The organism is Streptococcus sp. IsoGale022 (assembly GCF_031142805.1).
GTDB lineage: Bacteria > Bacillota > Bacilli > Lactobacillales > Streptococcaceae > Streptococcus > Streptococcus sanguinis_A.
Genome location: NZ_JAKZJI010000022.1, coordinates 12,455 through 34,836, shown reverse-complemented (window position 1 = coordinate 34,836; position 22,382 = coordinate 12,455). Strand labels below are relative to the sequence as shown.

23 protein-coding genes and 1 pseudogene are annotated in these 22,382 nt (G+C 43.8%); 2 read left to right on the top strand and 22 right to left on the bottom strand.

Annotation, left to right across the window (positions count from 1 at the left end):
* Positions 1 to 277 precede the first annotated feature (277 nt).
* The 7 genes and pseudogenes from RG608_RS10485 to parE form a co-directional block, all read right to left on the bottom strand.
* Positions 278 to 1,090: an aminoglycoside 6-adenylyltransferase gene (locus tag RG608_RS10485; protein WP_268686752.1), complete on the bottom strand. Its 813-nt coding sequence runs from the start codon at positions 1,088 to 1,090 to the stop codon at positions 278 to 280.
* Between the two features lie 16 nt (positions 1,091 to 1,106).
* A complete protein-coding gene (locus RG608_RS10480) occupies positions 1,107 to 1,643 on the bottom strand; it encodes a GNAT family N-acetyltransferase (RefSeq protein WP_268686753.1) in 537 nt (178 codons plus the stop codon).
* 29 nt (positions 1,644 to 1,672) lie between these two features.
* Positions 1,673 to 1,774, bottom strand: a pseudogene (locus RG608_RS10475) (cell filamentation protein Fic); the annotation flags it as partial.
* Between the two features lie 89 nt (positions 1,775 to 1,863).
* Positions 1,864 to 2,238: a GNAT family N-acetyltransferase gene (locus tag RG608_RS10470; protein ID WP_268686754.1), complete on the bottom strand. Its 375-nt coding sequence runs from the start codon at positions 2,236 to 2,238 to the stop codon at positions 1,864 to 1,866.
* Positions 2,239 to 2,301: 63 nt separating this feature from the next.
* The gene (locus tag RG608_RS10465; RefSeq protein WP_268686755.1) at positions 2,302 to 3,048 is read right to left on the bottom strand and encodes a DUF6261 family protein; all 747 of its coding nucleotides are present in this window, start codon (positions 3,046 to 3,048) and stop codon (positions 2,302 to 2,304) included.
* Between the two features lie 366 nt (positions 3,049 to 3,414).
* Complete coding sequence (locus RG608_RS10460) at positions 3,415 to 4,215, bottom strand: hypothetical protein (protein ID WP_308946949.1); 801 nt, start codon at positions 4,213 to 4,215, stop codon at positions 3,415 to 3,417.
* Between the two features lie 11 nt (positions 4,216 to 4,226).
* Positions 4,227 to 6,176, bottom strand: coding sequence for a DNA topoisomerase IV subunit B (gene parE, locus RG608_RS10455; protein WP_268686757.1), 1,950 nt, complete (start codon positions 6,174 to 6,176; stop codon positions 4,227 to 4,229).
* A gap of 190 nt (positions 6,177 to 6,366) precedes the next feature.
* Between parE and plsY the strand changes: the two genes are divergently transcribed.
* Entirely contained in the window at positions 6,367 to 7,017 is a 651-nt protein-coding gene (gene plsY, locus RG608_RS10450; protein ID WP_002912552.1) for a glycerol-3-phosphate 1-O-acyltransferase PlsY, read from the top strand.
* Positions 7,018 to 7,056: 39 nt separating this feature from the next.
* Here the strand turns inward: plsY and nt5e are convergent, their stop codons facing one another.
* The 12 genes from nt5e to RG608_RS10390 form a co-directional block, all read right to left on the bottom strand.
* Positions 7,057 to 9,216 carry a cell surface ecto-5'-nucleotidase Nt5e gene (gene nt5e / locus RG608_RS10445; protein WP_268686758.1) on the bottom strand — a complete coding sequence of 720 codons (2,160 nt, stop codon included), beginning with the start codon at positions 9,214 to 9,216 and terminating at the stop codon, positions 7,057 to 7,059.
* 162 nt (positions 9,217 to 9,378) lie between these two features.
* Positions 9,379 to 10,647: a dihydroorotase gene (locus RG608_RS10440; protein ID WP_268686759.1), complete on the bottom strand. Its 1,269-nt coding sequence runs from the start codon at positions 10,645 to 10,647 to the stop codon at positions 9,379 to 9,381.
* A 12-nt stretch (positions 10,648 to 10,659) separates the two neighbouring features.
* A complete protein-coding gene (locus tag RG608_RS10435) occupies positions 10,660 to 11,124 on the bottom strand; it encodes an 8-oxo-dGTP diphosphatase (RefSeq protein WP_308946948.1) in 465 nt (154 codons plus the stop codon).
* A gap of 8 nt (positions 11,125 to 11,132) precedes the next feature.
* Positions 11,133 to 11,786 (bottom strand): uracil-DNA glycosylase, encoded by a 654-nt coding sequence (locus RG608_RS10430; protein WP_268686761.1) that lies wholly within the window; start codon positions 11,784 to 11,786, stop codon positions 11,133 to 11,135.
* 35 nt (positions 11,787 to 11,821) lie between these two features.
* On the bottom strand, positions 11,822 to 12,574 hold the full coding sequence (locus RG608_RS10425; RefSeq protein ID WP_268686762.1) for a DUF4336 domain-containing protein: 753 nt from the start codon (positions 12,572 to 12,574) through the stop codon (positions 11,822 to 11,824).
* Entirely contained in the window at positions 12,571 to 14,109 is a 1,539-nt protein-coding gene (locus RG608_RS10420) for a glycosyltransferase family 39 protein (protein ID WP_268686763.1), read from the bottom strand. The genes RG608_RS10425 and RG608_RS10420 overlap by 4 nt, the downstream gene beginning before the upstream one ends.
* 111 nt (positions 14,110 to 14,220) lie before the next feature.
* Positions 14,221 to 14,850, bottom strand: a complete 630-nt coding sequence (gene pyrE, locus RG608_RS10415; RefSeq protein WP_268686764.1) for an orotate phosphoribosyltransferase — start codon at positions 14,848 to 14,850, stop codon at positions 14,221 to 14,223.
* Positions 14,851 to 14,929: 79 nt separating this feature from the next.
* Positions 14,930 to 15,622 (bottom strand): orotidine-5'-phosphate decarboxylase, encoded by a 693-nt coding sequence (gene pyrF, locus RG608_RS10410; RefSeq protein WP_002930580.1) that lies wholly within the window; start codon positions 15,620 to 15,622, stop codon positions 14,930 to 14,932.
* 247 nt (positions 15,623 to 15,869) lie between these two features.
* Positions 15,870 to 16,808 (bottom strand): dihydroorotate dehydrogenase, encoded by a 939-nt coding sequence (locus RG608_RS10405; RefSeq protein WP_268686765.1) that lies wholly within the window; start codon positions 16,806 to 16,808, stop codon positions 15,870 to 15,872.
* An 11-nt stretch (positions 16,809 to 16,819) separates the two neighbouring features.
* Complete coding sequence (locus tag RG608_RS10400) at positions 16,820 to 17,626, bottom strand: dihydroorotate dehydrogenase electron transfer subunit (RefSeq protein ID WP_308946947.1); 807 nt, start codon at positions 17,624 to 17,626, stop codon at positions 16,820 to 16,822.
* A gap of 377 nt (positions 17,627 to 18,003) precedes the next feature.
* Entirely contained in the window at positions 18,004 to 18,396 is a 393-nt protein-coding gene (locus RG608_RS10395) for a hypothetical protein (RefSeq protein ID WP_308946946.1), read from the bottom strand.
* Positions 18,397 to 18,461: 65 nt separating this feature from the next.
* Complete coding sequence (locus RG608_RS10390) at positions 18,462 to 18,821, bottom strand: hypothetical protein (protein ID WP_308946945.1); 360 nt, start codon at positions 18,819 to 18,821, stop codon at positions 18,462 to 18,464.
* 111 nt (positions 18,822 to 18,932) lie between these two features.
* On the opposite strand from RG608_RS10390, the gene RG608_RS10385 reads away from it, so the two are divergent.
* Entirely contained in the window at positions 18,933 to 19,841 is a 909-nt protein-coding gene (locus RG608_RS10385) for a LysR family transcriptional regulator (protein WP_268686768.1), read from the top strand.
* 41 nt (positions 19,842 to 19,882) lie between these two features.
* Here the strand turns inward: RG608_RS10385 and RG608_RS10380 are convergent, their stop codons facing one another.
* The 3 genes from RG608_RS10380 to deoD are packed head-to-tail and all read right to left on the bottom strand — an operon-like array spanning position 19,883 to position 22,097.
* Entirely contained in the window at positions 19,883 to 20,614 is a 732-nt protein-coding gene (locus tag RG608_RS10380; RefSeq protein WP_268686769.1) for an NAD-dependent protein deacylase, read from the bottom strand.
* 11 nt (positions 20,615 to 20,625) lie between these two features.
* On the bottom strand, positions 20,626 to 21,387 hold the full coding sequence (locus RG608_RS10375; protein WP_268686770.1) for a hypothetical protein: 762 nt from the start codon (positions 21,385 to 21,387) through the stop codon (positions 20,626 to 20,628).
* On the bottom strand, positions 21,384 to 22,097 hold the full coding sequence (gene deoD / locus RG608_RS10370; RefSeq protein WP_268686771.1) for a purine-nucleoside phosphorylase: 714 nt from the start codon (positions 22,095 to 22,097) through the stop codon (positions 21,384 to 21,386). The genes RG608_RS10375 and deoD overlap by 4 nt, the downstream gene beginning before the upstream one ends.
* Between the last annotated feature and the right edge of the window lie 285 nt (positions 22,098 to 22,382).

The window sequence follows — 22,382 nt, the reverse complement described above, 5'->3', positions numbered from 1 at the left end:
AAAATAAAACCTTAAAGCATCGTGAAAAATATCTGTCCGATCTATGGGAAACAGCCAAATATTACACATGGTGATAATTACAGGAAAAAATAAACCATAAAATCTTTTGCCAAGTTTATTATTTTGTAAGGCAATATATATTGATAAGATTATGGACACAATCGGAAGAAATGGGAATAACATAGCAAATATTCCAAACATAAAATCCAACATACTATTTCACCTCAATAACTATTATCAACCAAAGATTTTGTTCATCTCGCAAGTGTCTATGAAACTATTTCAACTTCTCCTCAGCATACTCAATCATCTTTTCTGCGATTTCATTCTCATAAGGGAAACCGGTTTTGAGAGAGAAAGCTTGTGCTTCTTTGTGGAAAAAGCGCATGGTAGCTAAGAGAGATTTGGTGATTTTTTTCTGGTCGGAAAAGTCAAGCAAGGCTGTAAATTCTTTCTCTTTCTCAGCAGGCAAATACTGAAAGAGGTACTTGTAGTTCTTGCCAACATCGACCGTTCCCTTATCTGCTGCCACTTGCCAAGCTAAAAGTTTGAGCAATTCTTGCTGGCAGATTCCATACAAATGATCCATCGCGTAGACAAGATGGTTCCGACAAATGCCCTTGACTACATAAGCTGATACCCACCAAAATTCATTGCAGGATTTGTCAAAGTCAGTCGCACTGGCTGGTGTCGTCCAATAGCGTTCAGTCGTCGGTGCATAAGGTGCAAACAGCCCCTGCGGGTCATCCAGCACTGTGAAATCCACTTCGCTATCAACCCACTCTTTGATGTGCTCCTTAGGACAAAGAGTCAAATCTATCCGATTGCCATCTTCAAAGAGCATAAGATAGAGGCGGCGATGGTCAAGTACGTTATGCTGCTCAATCATGCGCTTGCCAAATCTTTCCAACCAAGCAAGGTCAGCCACCAGAGCGTCCAAATCCCCCACAATGTAGACCACATCATAGTCTTGGAACTCGTCCTTGGGAGCATTTGGATTTGTCCGCGAACCGGACATGGCAACAGCGTCTACTTGTAGCTCTTTTGCGGTTTGCAAAATCACATCAAACATTTCGGTTTCAGTTCTCATGGGAATACCTGCCTTTTTAGTGAAAACTCTTGATTCTGTAGAGGACATGTCTATAAAGGGGACTGTCTGCTGGAACTTTTTCATTATCAAATTCTTTGACAAATTCCATGCCTAGCTTTTGCATGACTTTTTGCGAAGGGGGATTGAGTAAGGATGTAAAAGAGTAAACTTCTGACAAGCCAGCTTGCTGGAAAGCGAAGTCTAGACAGGCTTGGGCAGCCTCCGTCGCATAACCACGATTCCAAAACTCTTTTCGCAGACGCCAGCCGATTTCTACAGCTTCTTTTCCAGCAAAAATCCGTAAATCCGAATGGTGCAGACCTACCAAGCCGATAAACTCCTGACTCGTCTTTTCTTCAACAGCCCAAAGACTGTATCCATAAGCCTTAACTTCATCTTGAATGCCCTGATAAAGACGCAAGGACTCCGCTTGACTATATGGCTTTGGGAAATACTGCATGACCTCCGAATCCTGATTCAGAGCAATTAAAGTCGGCAAATCAGATTCCTGCAAGTCTCGTAGGATGAGACGGTCTGTTTCAAGAATTGTCATCTAATCACTCCTCTGCAAACTTTCTTCCCTCACAACTCCTCAGCTTTATATAGGCTATAGCCTTCATAGTAGTAACTATGGTCTACACCTTTCATGTAGAGATTGCGGTTATGAATGTCCTTTGTGAGGGCTTACTGATTTTTTCTTCCATCTTGGCTAGTTCAAGCGAATCCGTCAGACCCAGTTTATTGTCAAGCGTCATAAATACAGCTCCTTTCATTTAGATAGATTTTCTAAGCCCTGTTCCCACAGGTTTAAAACCTACTGTCTGATAAAATCCATCCGCTTCTGATATTAATTCAATGCGAGTCAAAGGATGTTTTTGATGAATTTCAGCGATTAATCTCCGTCCCAATCCTTTTCCGCGATAGGCTTTATCAATGATAATCTCAGCTAAAAAGGTCGTCATGACTTCATCTGTCAAGTAGCGGGCAAAACCATGGATTTTCTGGTTCTCTTCAACTACCAAGTAATGGGACAGATTTGTTGAAAATAATGATGTCACTTTTTCCTCTGTAAAAGAAATCCATTTTTCATTTTGATAAAGGGCATAAATAGCTTGACAATCTTTTGTGCTTGCAGGTCTGATTATCATTTTCTACTCCTTTCAAATCCGATGCGACCACTAACAATTTTTCAACTCAAATTTAGTTATATTCTAGTTGCTCTCCGCCACTTCTTCTTTCACTTTCTTAGCTGGTTTGCGTTTTTTGTAGCGGCTGCGGATGGTATTGAGGTGGTCGCGGAGATTGACCACGTGAGTTCTTTCAGGATAAGCGTAGGCAATGATTGCAGTGAAATCCACTAGAAAATCATAGATTTCTTGCAGCTTGAGGCGGACGTTCTTATTCTGGCTCGGTGTCTTGCCCTTGAGCTCAGTCAGTCGCTCCTTGTAGACCTTTTCAAAGGCCTTCTGAGCAGCAGCCAGACTGTCGACATGGGATTCCAGATGAAGCTTAGCCAATGCTGTCTGGTAGGCTGGTTTTTTCAACTCTTGGAGTAGGTGGTTGATGCCCTCGGTCTCCTTTTCCAAGCTAGTTGCAGCTAGACCGGTGTAGTTTTTCAGGAGCTGAGACAGGGTCTCGTAGGCTTCCTTGGTAGCTGCGTCCTTGACCCGTGCAAAGGCCCGAACCAAAGACTGGAGAGTGCCAAAGGCATCATCTCGCTCGCGGTCAGCCTGATCCAGACTAGCTACCAGCTTGCTGGACTTGGTCTGATGAAGTCCGCCCTGCAGCTGTTCCAGAAGTTTGTCCATCTCATCCAACTTGGTCGTGTAAATGCCATCCACCTTATTTTCCTTGATAAATGCCGCAACCTTGCTCCGACTCTCGGACATGATCTGGAAAAATTCGTTATTTTCCAAAGTCTGAACATCTACACTAGTAATTCCATAAATTTTTTTCATTTTTATAATCTCCTAAATCTTTTATTTATTTAACTTTTAATTCCCTTTTTACCTTTCCTGATTTTCAGAAAAAGTTTTTTGCTTTAAAATTGCTCGCCAGAAAAACAAACGTTCGTCTTTTACTCAAAAAATACTCGCCAGATTTTCTGCCAAACAGAATTTGCTCCAAAATACCCCATCAGAAAATCTGACGACCTCACTTTAACTCTTGCGAGCTTGTCAGAAAATCTGGTGAGCGTCTCCAGGACTAAGGAAGATAATTCCTTGTGGGGGATATGTTATTTTGGGGGTTAAACCCTGATTTATAGCTGTATCTATTATTTTTATCCCTTCGAATTAAATACTTTTCACGTTTTTTTATAAGTCTTAAAACTTTTCCGTACTCAGCAACTTCTCTTTATATTTTTCACCACCATAATAATAACATTCTACTAGTCTATTGTAATTAATATCATCTTCATTTTTAAGTAACTGTTCTTGAAAAATTTCTTGAGCAAACTTTTCTGATTTACTGAATTGATAGTCAATAATGATATTCTCTATAATAAACGAAATTGTGCCACATACTATAAAATATAATGGTAGAATTTGCCAAAGTTTTTGGTTTTTTATTAAATAAGAAATATCAATTCTAAGTAATTCACTACCGCCAATAAATAAAAGTATTACAGAAATAATATTCAGCAATTGCGTATTATTAGTAAAAACGATACTACTATAAGCTTTTGGCATATTTTTATTTAAGAAAAATCTAAAATTCAAAACGTTAAATAAAATAATAAAAATGATACTAAGAACATTTGAATAAATTAAATTTAGTTGAAACCCTTTAAAAATGTAAATAACAGCTACAACAGTGAAAATTGATATTATAAATGGACCAACAATAAGAAGAAAGTCATAATTTTTACGCATCAAAAACTTAAAAATTAAGCACATCAAAACAAAGTACACCCCAAAAAATAAAATAATAATTCCTAAATATAAAATGACATCTTTTGAATTACTTGAATCTTGTTGATGGAAAGAAATAGCAAGCATAATAAAAATAACAAAAAGAATTACTATCACAACTTTAAGTTTATCAATAATTTTCTTTCTTCTGTATTGCCAATCAATAGATAAATCTGTAATCTTCAATTTAGTTAAATCTACTTCATTGTCCATCACTAGCCCCCTCAAAACACCATCTCCCCGCTCTCCTCAAGTGTAAACTTGACGTTATCCTCAATCCACTTGCGGCGTGGTTCGACCTTGTCACCCATGAGGACATTGACACGGCGTTCGGCGCGGGCCAGGTCTTCGATGGTGACACGGATGAGGGTGCGGGTGTCGGGGTTCATGGTCGTCTCCCAGAGCTGGTCGGCGTTCATTTCACCGAGCCCCTTGTAGCGCTGAAGCATGGCTCCCTTACCAAACTTGCGGCGCAGGTCATCCAGCTCGCCATCGGTCCAGGCATACTCGACAACTTCGCTCTTGCCCTTGCCCTTGGACATCTTGTAGAGAGGCGGCAAGGCGATATAGACGCGGCCAGCCTCGACCAGCGGGCGCATATAGCGATAGAAAAAGGTCAGCAGCAAGGTCTGGATATGGGCACCGTCGGTGTCCGCATCGGTCATGATGATGATCTTGTCATAGTTGGCATCCTCAAGGGTAAAGTCTGACCCAACACCCGCTCCAATCGTGTAGATCATGGTGTTGATTTCTTCGTTCTTGAGAATGTCAGCCATCTTAGCCTTGGCAGTATTGATAACCTTACCGCGCAGGGGCAGGATGGCTTGGAACTTGCGGTCACGGCCTTGCTTGGCAGAGCCACCGGCAGAGTCACCCTCAACCAGATAGAGTTCGTTCTTGGCCGGATTCTTGGACTGGGCCGGAGTCAGCTTACCAGAGAGCAAGCCCTTGTCTTTTTTATTCTTCTTGCCATTCCGGCTTTCGTCGCGCGCCTTGCGGGCCGCTTCCCTAGCATCTCTGGCCTTGATGGCCTTGCGAATGAGGTTAGATGCCAGCTCGCCATTTTCCAAGAGGAAGAAAGTCAGCTTGTCAGAGACGATAGAGTCCACGGCAGGACGAGCCAAAGGACTGCCCAGCTTGTCCTTGGTCTGGCCTTCAAACTGCAGGTGCGCCTCAGGGACCAGGATGGACAGGACAGCTGCCAGCCCCTCGCGGTAGTCCGAACCTTCCAGATTCTTATCCTTGTCCTTGAGTAGGCCGGTCTTTCTGGCATAGTCGTTCATGGCCTTGGTAATTGCGGTCTTGAGACCCGTCTCATGAGTACCGCCGTCTTTGGTGCGGACGTTATTGACAAAGGATAGGATATTATCGGCATAGCCGTCGTTGTACTGCAGGGCCACCTGAACTTGGAAGCCGCTCTCTTCGCCCTCGAAATAGAGGACGGGAGTCAGGGTTTCCTTGTCTTCATTGAGATAGCTGACAAAGTCTTCAACCCCGTTCTCATAGTGGAACTCTACTTCTTCGCCAGTCCGCGCATCGGTCAGCGACAGGCGGACATTCTTGAGCAGGAAGGCTGATTCCTTAAGCCGCTCAGCAATAGTGTTGTACTTGAAGTCAGTCGTTGAAAAAATCGTATCGTCTGGCATGAAGGTCACTTTGGTCCCAGACTTGGACTTAGGTGCAGTGCCGATTTTCTTGAGCGTGGTAACTGGTTTTCCGCCATTTTCAAAGCGCTGCTTGTAAACAGTCCCATCCCGCGTGATTTCCACTTCCAGCCAGCTAGACAAGGCATTGACAACAGAGGAGCCTACACCGTGGAGACCGCCTGAAGTCTTATAGCCACCTTGGCCGAACTTACCACCGGCGTGGAGAACAGTGAAGATGACCTCAACCGTAGGAATACCCATAGCGTGCTTGCCGACTGGCATCCCGCGTCCGTGGTCTGCAACAGTCAGACTGCCGTCTTTGTTGATAGTCACATCGATCCGGTCACCGAAGCCAGACAGGGCCTCATCGACAGCATTGTCCACAATCTCCCAGACCAGATGGTGGAGTCCAGCTCCGTCGGTCGATCCGATATACATCCCCGGACGTTTGCGGACCGCATCCAACCCTTCTAATACCTGAATGGCATCGTCATTATAATTGTTAATATTGATTTCCTTTTTTGCCACAAGAACCTCCTAATGATTCATCTTTTCTATCTTACAAGTTTTTGGCAAATATTGCAAAGATTTTTTTGAAAAAAATGCTGATGAGGACTGATTTTACACGAAGAACAATCCAATATCCGAGTAGACATTTCCTGCTATAAATTCTATCCTTTTCTATTGTAAGAAAGCGAAATAATGGTATAATAAAATCATGATGAACACGATAATTGGATTAATACTAGCATACTTACTGGGCTCTATTCCGACTGGACTTTGGATTGGGCAAATTTTCTTTAAAAAGAACCTAAGAGAATACGGCAGCGGCAATACCGGAACGACCAATACTTTCCGTATTTTGGGAAAGACGGCTGGGACGGCTACTTTTGCTATTGACTTTCTCAAAGGAACTGCAGCGACCCTGCTGCCTTTCTTTTTGCATATTGAGGGAGTTTCGCCGCTTGTCTTTGGTCTCTTGGCCGTAATAGGCCATACTTTTCCTATCTTTGCCGGCTTTAAGGGTGGCAAGGCCGTGGCAACCAGTGCAGGTGTTGTTCTGGGCTTCTCACCAGCCTTCTTTGTCTATCTGATTGTCATCTTTGCCAGCATCCTCTATCTGGGAAGTATGATTTCTCTAGCAAGTGTGCTCTCAGCAGTCATCGCTATCCTGTCGGCGCTGCTCTTTCCTCTAGTTGGCTTTATCCTGCCCAGCTATGACCTCTTCTTCACTCTGATTATCATTGCGCTGGCCTTGATTATTATCCTCCGGCACAAGGACAATATCCAACGTATCAAACAGAAAAAAGAAAATTTAATCCCTTGGGGCTTGAATATCACCCATCAAAATCCTGAGGCTAAGAAATAAAACGGAAGTGAGCAACTTCCGTTTTATTGTGTCTTCTAACTAGTCTTCTTTATGACTTTTCTTGATTCCTGCCAATCCAAAGAATCCTAAAACCATACCAACTAGACTCAGGGCAACTGTTGATTCGCTGCCTGTCTGTGGCAGTTCTTTAGCTGCCGGATCCTTAGTGAAGGTCTTGGCAACATGGACAGGTACTTGCTTGGTTTGATTTGGCGTATTAACAAGTGGAGCTGCCTGTTTTCCAGGATCAGCTGCTTTAGCACTAGCTGGGTAGGAAGCCGCATTAGCCGGATCCGTTCCTTGCTTGATTTCCTCAATATCTGTGTAGCCATCGCCGTCTGTATCCTTAGTGGATGAAATAGAGATAGCACGTGAGTTTGGATTGATAACCGCATAGGCTGTCAAATCAGCTTTTGCCAGATAGTCTGCGAAAGCCACATCCATAGATGGACCTTCCTCGCGAGGGCCGCCCAGCATGGTATAGCCGTCACCACCAGCAGCCAAGAAGTCATTTGTTGTCAGATAGTAAGTCTTATTTGGATCAAGAGGCTCATAAACACCCGTTTCTTTGTTCTTAATCTCAATGTGGAGGACACGCTGATTAGCCGGCAAAGTCGTGTCGTAGTAGACTTTAGCTCCAGAGATTTGCAGGTAACCACCGCTTGGTTCCAGCAAGGGTTGTCCATTCTCATCCAGCACAGGCTTGCCATCTTTATCCTGAAGAATAGAGCCCAGAGATTTGGCAAACATATCTGCGATATTTTGACCGGTTACCTTAATTTGTGAAATAGTGTTTCCAAAAGGCAAGACAGCGATGACATCTCCCTTGGTGATTGGCTTGTCTTTAGCAATAGTTTCGCGTAGGCCACCTCCGTTAGTAACAGCCAAGTCTGTTTTATTGGCAAAGCCAGTTTGACCATAATCATAGAGAGCATCGGCTACAACATTGCCCAGATTGGTTTCCCGAACACGGACATTTTCACGGTCACCATTAAGCTCTACAGGGCTGTTTGCCACAATAACCTTGGCATTATCTGCGTCGTACCTATCTTTAATCTTGCTGACCATGTCAGCTACTACTGGGTCTGGAGTGACTTTTTTAGCTGTTTCAGCAGGGATTTGCTGAGGATTACCCAGAAGTTGATTGGCCTTGAAAGTCACTTTTCCGATATTGTGTAGGTAGCTACCGGTCTGGTTGTAAGTTACATTGTCACCATAAGTGGTAGACTCTACTGTGTGGGAGTGGCCGTCAATAACGGTTACACGCTTACCTTTGAGCTTAGGATTTTTAGAAAGGGCTTCAGCCAAGGTTGAACCGCGCCACTCAGTTGGAGTTGTCGTGTCAACACCCAAGTGAGCCAAAACAACGTAGTTTTTGTAGTTCTTTCCTTCTGCCGCTGCGCGTGCTTCAATTTCGTCAATAACCCGATTAACCTCTGTGATTGGATCAGTGAAGGTCACGCCTTGAACGTTTTTAGGGTGAGTTTTTGTAGCAGTTTCAGGTGTTGTCACACCAATTACTACAAACTCATCTCCCTCAACCGCTGGGTCCTTGTCCACAATGGTAGATGCTTGGAAAACTCGAGCATTATTGGCATAGGTGTTAGAACTGAGAAGTGGGAATTTAAGAATTTCCTTGTATTTCTTTGCCTCATCCAGACCAAAGTCAAACTCATGGTTACCGACTGCCATAGCATCATAGCCAATTTCATTGAGGATTTTCGCCCGTTCTTCCCCTTTTGAGCTATTGGAAATTGGCAGCCCTTGGAAGGCATCACCCGCATCCACAACAAGCACTTTAGGATTTTTAGCGCGCTCTTCCTTGATAACAGTAGCCAGCTTAGCATCACCGATAACGCCTTTTTCCTCTACGATACGACCGTGAACATCGTTGGTATGGAGAATCGTAGCCTCTGGTAGATTTTCAGACTGGGCTGGTGCTGCAGCGGCTTCTGTCGCAGCTGGACCAGCCGGAGCAGCTGCATTCTGACTATCTGCTGCTGGTTTTTCTTCTGCTGAAGCTGCCGGAGCAGTTGGTTGCGCTGCAGAAGCTATCTCAGCAGCTGGCTGACTGGTCAACTCAGTCGTTGCCGGCTCTGGACTAGCCTGAGCCTCTTCTGCAGAGACTTGATGAGACAAAAAAGCAGGTGCCAAAAGCACTGTTGATAGAACAGGTAAGATGAAAAATTTCTTCTTCATATAACGAACACTCCTCTTTAGTATTTTGTTATATTATACCTCTTTTTGGTTTAAAAAGGAACTATATCCTTATTATTTCAACAAACATTCGTAATTTCAGAAAATTTCCAGAAAGTTTTCTGTATTAAAAAAACCCTGAAATTCATCAGAGTCTTATTAGTATTATCCTTCAAAGACAATTTCCCCATCACAGATGGTAAACTTCACTTGGCCTTTAAGATTTTCACCAACGAAAGGTGAATTGGCTGCCTTGGAGGCAAAATGATCAGTCACAAGTCTATCTGCTTCTGGGTCAAATATAGTCAAATCAGCAGGGCCATCCTGAGCGATGAAGCCAGCATCAAAACCATACAAACGTGCTGGATTAAGGGCCATTTTCTCTAAAAGTTCCATCAAGCTCAGATGACCAGCCTCTACCAAGTAGGTCAGTCCCAGAGAAAGCGAAGTCTCAAGCCCAGTCATACCAGAAGGTGCTTTAGTGATGTCTTCAACATTTTTCTCGTCAGCATGATGTGGGGCATGGTCCGTCGCAATGACAGAAATGACACCAGATTTGAGCCCCTCAATAACCGCCAGACGGTCCGATTCTAAGCGCAGAGGCGGATTCATCTTAGCATTGCTGCCCTTGGTCAATAGCAGAGCTTCTGTCTTAGAGAAGTGCTGAGGTGCTGCTTCAGCAGTAACTTGAGCGCCTAGATTCTGAGCGAATTCCACCACCTTTACACTCTCAGCCTTGGACAAATGCTGGATATGCACATGAGCCTTTGCATCATAAGCAATCATGACATCGCGGGCAACCATGCTGTATTCTGCCACACCTGTCGCGCCGCAGATATGAAAATGCTCTTTAGCAATATGCTCATTGAAACCAAGTATGCCATTCAGATTTGGATCTTCCTCATGCAAGCTGATAAAGGTGTTATTTTTACGCGCTTCTTCGAGCGCCTTGCGAACAATGCCAGCATTGGTCAGCGGAATACCGTCATCAGAAAAACCAACTGCACCAGCTGCCAAAAGACCTTGGAAATCTGTCAGATGCTGCCCATCAAAATTCTCTGTAATTGTTGCAACCGACTTGATATGGATATTTTCACGACTAGCCGACTCCAGTACTTCTTTCAGGGTTTCAACCGTAGAGATGGTCGGATTGGTATTAGCCATCATAACAACTGTCGTAAAGCCACCTGCTGCTGCTGCCAAAGCCCCCGTATGAATGTCTTCCTTATGAGTCTGGCCCGGCTCCCGAAAATGAACGTGTATATCCACCAAACCAGGAGCCACAACCAAACCACTGGCATCAATAACTTTTGCGCCCTCAGCCTGCAAATCTTGACCGATTTTGACGATTTTCTTCCCCTCAACCAAAAGGTCAGTAATTTGGTCAAAACCAGTCTTAGGATCCATAACTCGTCCGTTTTTGATTAATAGCATCGTCTTATCTCCTTATTCGTAAAAGTCCACCTGCGTATCCAATAGCTTATCCCCGTCATAAACAAACTTTGCTGAAAAGAAAGGCTTGTCTCCTAAAAGCCACTCAACAAAGGTATGATCGCCTTCCCAAGTTGGTTTAGATAAAACCTGGTCATAAGGCACCCATTCCAAAGTCCCTTCGTTGCAGTCAATCAGTTCACCCTCGAACTCAGTCACCTTGAAGATATAGGTGTACCAGTCCAAATTAGGAGTAAACTCAGGAAAAGTGATAATGCCTTTGAGAACAGGCTTTGCCTTTAGACCTGTTTCCTCTAGAATCTCGCGTGAAGCACATTCCTGCGGGGTTTCTCCTCGCTCTAGCTTGCCACCGACACCAATCCATTTCCCAGCATGAACATCATTGGGCTTTTTGTTGCGGTGCAGCATAAGGAACTCTCGACCATTATCAATATAACAAATCGTTGCTAACTGAACCATACTACCTCCTAAGCTAACCAATCAATAGGTTCCAAGCCCTTAGTCACTAAGAAATCATTGGTACGTGAAAAAGGTTTGCTGCCAAAGAAGCCACGGTAAGCAGACAGCGGACTTGGGTGAGCTGACTCGATTACCAAATGTTGGGTATTGCTAATCAAGGCTTTTTTCTTGCGAGCGTAAGAACCCCATAAGATAAAAACAACTGGATCCGACTTTTCATTAACTACCTTGATAATAGCATCCGTAAAAGGCTCCCAGATTAGGCCGGCATGCGCATTGGCCTGGCCAGCAGGCACAGTCAGCCCAGCATTGAGCAAGAGAACCCCTTGCTGAGCCCAGGAAGTCAAATCATGCGACTCCTTCACTCCGATATCATCAGCCAGTTCTTTGAGAATATTCTGCAAAGAAGGCGGAGCTGGAATATCATCAGGTACCGAAAAACTCAAGCCCTGTGCCTGTCTCGGTCCATGGTAGGGATCCTGCCCCAAAATAACCACCTTAACATCTGCTAAATCTGTCGTCTGAATCGCATTAAAAACCTTTTCCCGAGGTGGGTAAATGATCCCTGAAGCATACACTTCGTCTAAAAAATGATTGATTTTTGCAAAATAACCTTCCGGCAGCTGCTCCTTAATCAAAGCATGCCAAGCTGAATGCTGCATATATGTCTCCTCTCATTTCCTACGGTAAAATTCTCTTATCTAATCCACCTAAGTGCTCTTCTTAGTTCTGCTGTGCCATTTTCCAGAAAACAAGAACCGTGGGCTAGGATGATTTTTTCTGGTTGCCAAGCCAGCATCTGCTCTAGACATTCTTTGGCTTCCTTTTGATGACCGATAAAGGTCATACGGTAGTCAATAGGCGTCTGGCCGTCCGGAGCTGCAACACGAACCAATTTATAAACCTTGCTGCGAAGCGAACTCGGAAAACGGTCTGTTTCAAAATTCTCAATCAAATCTGTCAAAATCAAAGTTTGACTGTCCTTGTGAAAAAAGACAACTTCTTCAATATAAGCACTTCCCTTGAAAACCAACTGATCTATCTGGTCTGCCCAAACTTCAGGAGCCTCATTCGTCAGCTTTTCATCAAAAGAGACTGGGATTTTCTGCTTGGCCGCTCTCTCCTCAACTCCTGGGCTAGACCAAGCAATTGCCTCGGGATAGCGCTTCTTCCAGTCAGCAATATAAGCATAGTGAATCTTATTAGGTGAAACGAGGTGTGCGACTGGTCCCAAAGCATCTAACTGGTCAAAAAAGGCTTGATTTGGCTGGATTGGTGAATGGCACCAGAGCTGGCCATTTGCTAACTTGATGACAGTCATGCGAGTAGAAAAGGGCAACTTTGTCAGCACCGCATCCATCTCAATCAAATCACCGTCGACAATCCAGATATTCTCAGCAATAGGCTTCAAGCTATAAAGCGGTTCATAGGTAGGAACAGGTTTTTTCATTTCAAAGAGTCCTTCTTTCTAGTCCAAAAGTGAAACTTCCCTAGGGCTTGAGGATACTGGGCTAGTCCTAGGGCGGACAGAATCAGAATCTGTGGCAAAAACTGAATCAGATAACGCGTCTTCCCTCCCTCGAAAATCTGCAGAAAGAGTAGGCCACCAAAAACAGCTAAGGTTAGAAAATTCAGCTCATCACTGGAGCGATATTTCCAAAGAGCAAAGACAAGTCCTGCCGCCATGACAATCCAGACCACCTGCTTGGACAGCGAGAAATAGACAAATTCTGACTTGTCAGTGTTCAGGAAGAAGTCACGGACAAACTGAGTTAAAGGATTATCTTTCGTATCTTGGTAAAAAGGCGATATATAAGGCGTCTTTTCATTTTCGACACTGCGGTAGAGCCAGCCCAAATCTCCTTCTGCTACAGTCAGAGACTGCTTGTGGAAGAGATGATGAGCGAAAGTCAAAGGATTATATTCACTTAAGCGCCGCTTGATTTCCTTGATAACATATTCCTTGGCAAACATACCGTTGTTGTAATCAGCTTGCTTGTCAGGCTCAATATACTGCAAGAGCCCTTCTTTCATATCTTCCTGATTGTGGCCATTGAAGGTCAGACCTAGATTAATAAAGAGCAAGGGACCTTTTGCCAATCCCTCTCCCTCCATAATCGGCACTTCCGTCTGGTGCTTGGACCAGTAATGCAGCGGGACATAGCTAATCGCAAAACTGCAAGTAAAAACAACTAGTGCCAAAAAGAACTTCTTCCAATTCTTTTTGAATAAGAGGACTCCGAAAACAGCTATCAGCAAAATCATTACTGTTGGTCTAAAGAAGAAAGCCAGACTAGTCATCAGCCCAAGCAAAATACTGCGCCAAACCAGCTGTCGGCCGGATTCCTCTCCTTTCAGCAACCCCAGAACTAGAAAAATTTGCAGACTAATGAAAGGCAGGGGCGGAATATCGGTATACATTGAAAAGAAATAAGGTGAAAAGCCTAGTAAGAGCAAATAAAGACTAAAGACAGCATCTGCAGTCTTTTGGGAAAAATACTTTTGGCAGCCCTTATAGAGAATCAAGGCCGTTACGTTAGTATAAACAATATTCAAGGCCTGCATGACCCATAGACCAGATTCTCCAAATACATTAAAGAAAAAACGCTCGTAGAGAAATAGTGAGACATTGTTAGGATTCCGGGTCAGATAGCTGGAAATGGAGCTTTCTTTCAGAGTTTTGAAAGCCCCTGTAAAGACAACTGCTGCATCCCGTCTAATCAAAAGCTCTGCCGAAAAGAGCATAATCAGCTGAAAAATAAAGACAGCTACCATAACAAGAAATTTATGCTTCATCAGCCAATGATAGGCTTTTTCTAGAAAATACCGATAGCGATAGGCCAGATAAGCCAAGCCAGCAAAAGCAATCATAGCTATACTATTCAGCTCTGCAACATGCCAGATGGAAATCAGAAACCAGTGAACAGCCGTAATCAGCATCACTTTCTGTAATATCGAAAAGGATAGATGATAAATCTTAGACATAGCTCTATTATACCAAACGCCGAGACTTTAAGCCATTTTTAAAGACAGTACAAGGACGTTTTACTGAAAAATGACCTGAATAAAGGTCAGATCATTTTATTTCTATTCGGTCTAGGACTGCCAATTTTCTTGGTCATGCTTAAATTTCTCAAGCAAGGCCAAGCCCTCAGGACTGACATAACCCTCTGCTTCGGCCAGAGTGATTAGCTCAGTGTAGTTAGAAAGAGTCACCAATTTCACACCCGCTTCATTGAAGTTCTTTTCTGCTTTTGGTAGCTCATAGGTAAAGATGGCCGCTGCGCCAATCACGTCCGCACCTTCTCGTTTAGCGGCAGCGATAGCATCCAAGACCGAACCGCCAGTCGAGATTAAGTCTTCGATGACAACCATCTTCTGCCCAGGCGCTACGCGACCTTCGATTTGATTGCCCGCTCCGTGATCTTTGGGCTTGCTGCGGATATAGGCAAATGGCAGGTTCATCTTATCAGCGATAATGGCTCCGTGAGGAATACCTGCTGTCGCAGTTCCAGCAATGACTTCTACATCAGGAAATTCCGCTCGAATCTTTTCAACGAAACCATCCTCAATCAAGGTCCGAGTCTCTGGATAAGCCAAGGTCACACGGTTGTCCGTATATATAGGTGACTTGATGCCTGACGCCCATGTAAAAGGCTCTTCTGGCTTCAAATACACAGCTTTGATTTTCAATAAATCACGCGCGATTTCTTTTGCTAAAGTCATTTTTTGCTCCTTATAAATTTGAAATTTTATGATACTGTTAATTTTTATAAACGATTTAATTCGTATCTCTTGTTCTTGCTTAGCTATTCCACTGCTTTTTAATCTCGTGGTAAGCATCCCAAGGATTTTCAGCTTGGATAATCGGACGACCTACTACAATATAATCACTGCCAATTTGATGGGCTTCCTGCGGTGTCATGACCCGTTTTTGGTCGCCGATTTCTGATCCAGCTGGCCGAATCCCCGGCGTCACACAGAGGAAGTCATTTGCAGTAGCTGCCTTAATCAGTTCCACTTCTTGAGCTGAACAAACCACACCATCCAAACCAGCCTCTTTAGCCTTCCGAGCGTAATTAACAACGGATTCCTGAACTGTGGTCTGGATGTTCTGGCAATCACGCATATCTTCCTCGCTGGTCGAGGTCAGCTGGGTCACAGCAACCAACTTAGCCTTATCCCCCAAGACCTTCTTGGCTTCACTCATCATCTCCACACCGCCTGCTGCATGAACCGTCACCATGTCAATGCCAAATGTACCTAAGACAGACATGGCTGAGCGCACTGTATTAGGAATATCGTGTAGTTTCAGATCCAAGAAAATGCTGTGTCCAAGACCTTTCAGATAATGGACGATTTCTGGACCAATGGCATAGAAGAATTCCATGCCAATTTTGACATAGAGTTTTTCATCTTCCGGAAAATGCTCCAAGAAATCTTTGACATCGTCAAAAGATGGAAAGTCGAGGGCGATAATAGGCCGTTCTTCACGCATGAGGGGAAAATCTCCTTTTAAGTTATTATCTTCAAAGAAGTCTGCTAGGCAATCCTATCTAAAAACCAACTGTCACGTTAGGCTCAAAGACATAGAAAAACCTTGCCCGAGAGCAAGGTTACACGAAAATGTGGCAGTATCTGCCATTCAAACGTATGTACCTTAGTAGCCTCTCTGGACTTCTTTAAAGGTTATATTTAGTTCATTCTATAATTTAACAGCAGGATTGTCAAGTAAAAATGTAACTTTAAAGCAAATTCTCTCGAACTTCTTTACGTAAGCTTTCAAGACTTTCAATGCCGTATTTATCCATAGCCTTAGGCAGGTTCTCAATGATGGTAGGACAAGCATAAGGATCCGTGAAATTGGCAGTTCCCACTCCAATGGCTGAAGCGCCTGCTATAAACATCTCCAGAGCAGCCTCCGCCGAATCAACTCCCCCCATACCAATAATGGGAAGTTTGCTTGCCTGCGCCACTTGTCGGATCAGCTTGAGCGCTACAGGAAAGACAGCAGGGCCCGACATACCACCTGTGCCATTAGCGATAATAGGTTTGCGCGACTTCAAGTCAAATCGCATACCTACCAAGGTATTAATCATGGTAAAACCAGCAGCACCAGCGTCTTCAACAGCCTTGGCTACCTGAGTGATATCTGCTACGCTCGGAGTCAATTTAACATAAACTGGTACAGCAGAAGCATCTACTGCTGCCTTGGTTGCTTCGTAAGCCAACTCCGGAACTTGACCAATCAAAAGTCCAGCATTTCCATGGTCGACGTTAGGGCAAGAGATATTGAGTTCAATAGCCTTGACATTAGGGGCTTGAGAAATTTTCCCAGCCACTGTGGCATACTCTTGATTGGAAAAGCCCGCTACATTAGCGATGATTGGCAGGTCGGGATAATGCTTTGCCAGCCAGGGCAGTTTTTCAGTCAGTACAACTTCAACACCTGGATTTTGCAGGCCAATGGCATTAAGCATCCCAGCTGGTGTTTCTGCCACACGCGGAGTGGGATTGCCAAAGCGGGGGTCCAAAGTCGTAGCCTTTATCATGATGGAGCCTAGCAAGTCTAGGTCATAGTATTTGGCATATTCCTGTCCGAAACCAAAACAGCCAGATGCTGGAATAATTGGATTTTTCAGGTCCAAGCCTGGCAAGGAAACTCTTAAACGTTGGTCACTCATTCTTTCCCCTCCTAGACAATAATTGTGCCCGTCTCAAAGACCGGACCGTCTTCACAAACCCGCTTATTGACCGACTCGTCCTGACCTGCCACATGAACTACGCAGGCATAGCAGGCGCCCATGCCACAAGCCATACGAGATTCCATGGAAAGATAAGCATGCGGATGGTCCTGAAACTTACGATCCACATATTTGAGCATGGCTGGCGCACCACAGGAATAAACAGCCGCATAGTCTTGGGACAACTCATCCACAACGGCTGATACATAGCCTTGGCGGCCATAAGAGCCGTTATCCGTCGTGACAATGACCTCGGCGTATTTTTTCATTTCTTCCTCTAAAATAACAGCGGATTTATCAGCGAATCCTAGTACAGCTGTCACTTGAACTCCCTTGGCATGCAATTCTTTAGCAACCTCAAGCAGGGGAGGGACACCAATCCCACCACCGATAATCAAAGCGTGGTCACCCACCCTTACAGGACTCAAATCAAAGCCATTGCCCTGAGGCCCCATAACATCAAGAAAAGACCCAACTGGCAGTTGAGAAAAAATAGCCGTGCCGCCGCCTTCTATCCGATAGATGATGCGACAAGTCAGATTGTCTCGGTCAATCTCTGCGATTGAGATAGGCCGGCGCAAAAGCTTGCTGTCATCAGGTACCCGAATATGTAAAAACTGCCCAGCCTGCATCTGAGCGACCATTTGGCCCTTTAGAATCATGGAAAAAATATTAGGTGCAATCTCTACTTGCTCCAAAAGCTCCATCTGCTCCAGCATAATCTTTCCAAATCTCTTTTTGCAACTGTCACTAACCATGACAACCTCACTTTCTACAAGAAAAAAACCTCGCCGCAGCAAGGTTTCGCAAAAAACAAGGCAACCAACTGCCTCTTATACCGTTTTTCCTACCTTGCAGCCTCACTGGACTTGATTAAAGGTTAAATTGTAAACATTATATCGTTAGAGATGAGGAATGTCAAGGCATAAAAATATTAGAATTTTCATAGCTCATACTAATCAAAGCTTTACCAGTCCTTGTCAAATTCGCTACTTACATCTGCTAGACAAAAGCTTCCATCCTCCTGTCTTCTGAAAATCAAGGCTACTCTATCACTTTTTCGTTCGGTATCTGACTATTATTCGGAATAACCTGTCTGCTTGTTTTTTGTGCTGAAAGAGAGCCATTATCCCCTTTATCTTTCTGTTCTCTCAATGTGGCTATCTGCTATCGTTAAACGGTAAATGCCGTCTTCTTCACGATGTAAAGTTAGATGAACCCATTCATTTTTATAAACTTCATCTGATGTTAGGTATCTAAGATCTAAGCCAATATACTGACTACTTTCTGAATCTAAGTGAGAAATGAAGACTTCTGATTCCTGAGGAAGTCCGAACAATTGAATGATTTCTTCATAAGACATACCGGGTTTGCCTGTACTCTCGTCACGAACTTGTAAACTGGAAATTTCATCCTTTGTCCAGAGATGGGAACTATCTTCCTTTGGTAAACTTGGATATAGTTCATCAATAATATGCGCACTCTTCCTAATAAGATGATAGTTTGACCCATTTTTTTCAAATGTCAAACTTAAATTGCTTCTATGGTTGTCTTGCTTAGCCTCACTAAAATAAGTTAATTCAATATTGTCATCTATTTCACTATAAAAAAGTCAGTAGCTTTGCCATGTTTTTCCAGCACTTCATCCAAAGAAACTCCAGCTTGGCCAGTAGAAGCATCCTTAATTTGCAGATTGATTATTTCGTCAGTTGACCACCTGAAGCCATAGTTTCCTTTATCTAAGACTTTCTCTTCTAACTGAAGCTCGTCTGACGATTTTTGACGAAGAGATGAGGTGGTACTGCTTTGCCCAAGATTCTCATAAGCAGACTTAATCCCCCACATAAATAGCACATTCCCAAATGCAATCATTATGCAAATTATCATAAATACGATAAAAATTGCAATTGGTAAAACCACTGAACGATTCTTATAATCATCATCTTTATCCATATCGCCCTCCTTATTTCCTTCATTTTAGCACAGGCAACTTTAGCAAGCAAACATTTTCTAATCTTCCTGATTTATCAGGAAAAAATCCCCAGTTTGTGATAAAATAGTCCTATGAGAATTCAACAGTTACACTATATTATCAAAATTGTCGAGACTGGTAGCATGAATGAGGCTGCCAAGCAACTTTTCATTACCCAGCCTAGCTTGTCCAATGCTGTGCGGGATTTGGAAAATGAAATGGGCATCGAGATTTTCATTCGCAATCCCAAAGGAATTACCTTGACCAAGGACGGCATGGAGTTTCTTTCCTATGCCCGGCAGGTGGTTGAGCAGACTCAGCTTCTAGAAGAGAGATATAAAAACCCTGTCGCCCACCGCGAGCTTTTCAGCGTTTCTGCCCAGCACTATGCCTTTGTGGTCAATGCCTTTGTCTCCCTGCTTAAAAAAAGCGATATGGAGAAATACGAGCTCTTTTTGCGGGAAACTCGGACTTGGGAAATTATTGACGACGTAAAAAACTTCCGCAGCGAAATCGGCGTCCTCTTTCTCAATAGCTACAACCGCGATGTCCTATCCAAAATGCTGGACGACAATCATCTGATTGCCACTCATCTCTTCACAGCTCAGCCTCATATCTTTGTCAGCAAGTCCAATCCGCTGGCCAAGAAAAAACTGGTTCAATTGTCCGATCTAGAAATTTTCCCTTACCTCAGCTACGACCAAGGGACCCACAACTCCTTCTACTTTTCAGAGGAAATTCTCTCTCAGGAACACCATAAAAAATCAATCGTCGTCAGCGACCGGGCAACCCTTTTTAACCTCTTGATTGGACTGGACGGCTACACAATTGCAACCGGCATTCTAAACAGCAACCTCAATGGTGATAACATTGTCTCTATCCCTCTCGATATTGACGACCCCATTGAACTGGTCTACATCCAGCACGAAAAAGCCAGCCTGTCCAAAATGGGAGAACGATTCATTGAATATCTGATTGAGGAAGTGAAGTTTGATAAATAAACTGCAAAAAACACCCGAAAAAACTTTTTTCAGGTGTTTTTCTATTGTTTCAACTTCCCCAACACTTCCCCTATTTTACCCTCAATGACTAGATCGGCCTGGTTGTCTTGAGGGATGCTGGTCTTGTTGATGACGACCAGATGCTTACCTGTAAAGTACTGAATGAGGCTAGCAGCGGGATAGACGACTAAGGAAGTGCCACCGATTATTATCAGGTCTGCTTGATGAATGGCCTGCGCCGCTTGCTGAAAAGTCTCCATATCCAAGGGCTCTTCATAGAGGGTCACATCAGGCTTGATCACGCCACCGCAGTCAGGGCAGTGAGGAACGGTGCCCGGCAGAGCTAGAAATGTCGCCAAATCGTAAAAACGCTGACAGCCTAGACAGAAATTTCTATCCGCACTCCCGTGCAACTTGAGGACCTTTTTTGAACCAGCCATTTCGTGCAGACTGTCAATATTTTGTGTCACCACAGCCTTGAGCTTGCCTGTCTTCTCCAAATGAGCCAGATAGGCGTGAGCCGCATTGGGCTTGGCATCTGGATAGAGCAGGTATTTCTTGTAAAAGTCGAAAAACTCCTGCGGATAGCGCTCAAACATAGTGTGAGAAACCAGCTGCTCCGCTGTAAAATGCCGTCCCAGCTTGACGCTGTATATCCCATCTGAACTGCGAAAGTCCGGAATATTGGACTCAGTCGAAACACCCGCACCACCGAAAAAGACGATATTTTGACTTTGGTCTATCAATTCTTGCAACCTTGCAATCTTATCCATCCTGCTACTCCTTATAAGAGACTTTCTATGACCGCATTCGCTCGGTCGAAGTAAAAGGGTTCCCTCTGATAAACTATGCCTGTCTCCTGCGCCAAATCAATCAGAAGCTCCATAAAATGCTGAGATGAGAAACCTGTCGTCCTGTGCAATTCTTCCTCATCGAAAGGCTTGATGAGATGAGCCAACGGATTGCGGACTGACTTTTCTAACTCTCTTAGCTGTTGTGCTGATTCTTTGACAGATTCGGGCAAATGCAACTGCAAAATCATCTCCATCAAACTAGAAGAATTGACCGTGCTTTCCGCATGGAAATTTTGCAGGTAAGGATTATCAGAATTTCGCATCTTTTCAAACTTCCAACGGTCGTAGCTTGCTCCTCGAGAGTTATGAATATAGCAGTCAATATCCGGTATTTGCATGCGAATCAGCCGTATAAAAATCCGATAAATAGCTGGACTAACAGCTCGGATAAAGTCAATCAGCTGCTCATTTCTAAGCTTGGCTTCCAGATCATAAAGGTAATTGACCAGCTGCTCATCCGCTTCATTTTCATGGCAAAAAAGCTGAAAATCAGCTAGGTCAGACCCCGTGATTTTCAACTTTAGATTCATCATAGATTGGATGTTGAGCTCTCTTCGCTCCGCTAAAGCCTCAAGAAGAAGGACCAAGTCAGACTGGACACTGCTTCCTGCTCGCTCAGCTAGCTTAAACGCATAAGCATAGTCATAGCGCGAAATAGCAAAGAGAATGGCTTCTTTGACATCTACTTTCATGCTTCTGCAATCAAGGTTTCCAAACCAACCTTCATCATATCGGTAAAGGTATTTTGGCGTTCTTCAGCTGTCGTATCCTCTTCTGGATTGACCAAGCTATCAGAAATAGTCATGATAGCAAGAGCATCCACATGGTGTTGAGCTGCCAAGTAGTAAAGTGCCGCCGCTTCCATTTCAACAGCTTTAACTCCCCATTTACCAAGCTCAATATTCTTTTCAAAGTAGTTTGAGTAAAAGACATCAGACGACAAGACGTTTCCAACGTGCGTCGTCATACCGAGATCTTTGGCGATATGATAGGCCTTATCTAGTAAATCAAAGCTAGCGATTTGTGGAAAATCATACTGTGGCCAGTCATTACGGATAATGTTGGAGTTAGTCGCAGCCGCCTGAGCCAGTACCAATTCACGGACATGGACATCAGCATTTAGCGAGCCAGCTGTTCCGACACGAATCAGCTTTTTCACACCGTAATCAACAATCAGCTCACGCGCGTAGATAGAGATTGAGGGCATTCCCATTCCTGTCCCCATAACAGAAACACGCTCGCCTTTGTAAGTACCTGTATAACCGAACATGTTACGGACTTCATTGAAGCAAACAGCATCTTCTAGGAAATTCTCCGCAATAAATTTGGCCCGAAGCGGATCCCCTGGAAGAAGGATTTTATCCGCAATTTCACCTGGTTTAGCAGAAATATGAATAGACATAGTTAATATACCAAACCCGTCAAAAGCAAAGGGAAAATAGGAGATGGTCGCAGTGAGCGATGCTCGCAAGACCAACTATCTTTTTCCCACCGCTTTTAGGGTGGGTTCAATTCCTTTCTTTCTTAATTTTAATATTCCATAGAAAGACTAGCCTGAGTTCAATTCAGACTCAGACGCCCTTCCTTTCTGTGTTTATTTGAAAGATAGTTTTTCGCTCGTGTTTAAATCTGAACACACTTTACCTTTCTTTAGTTTTATAATTTTATCAGTTAGACAGAGAGGCTG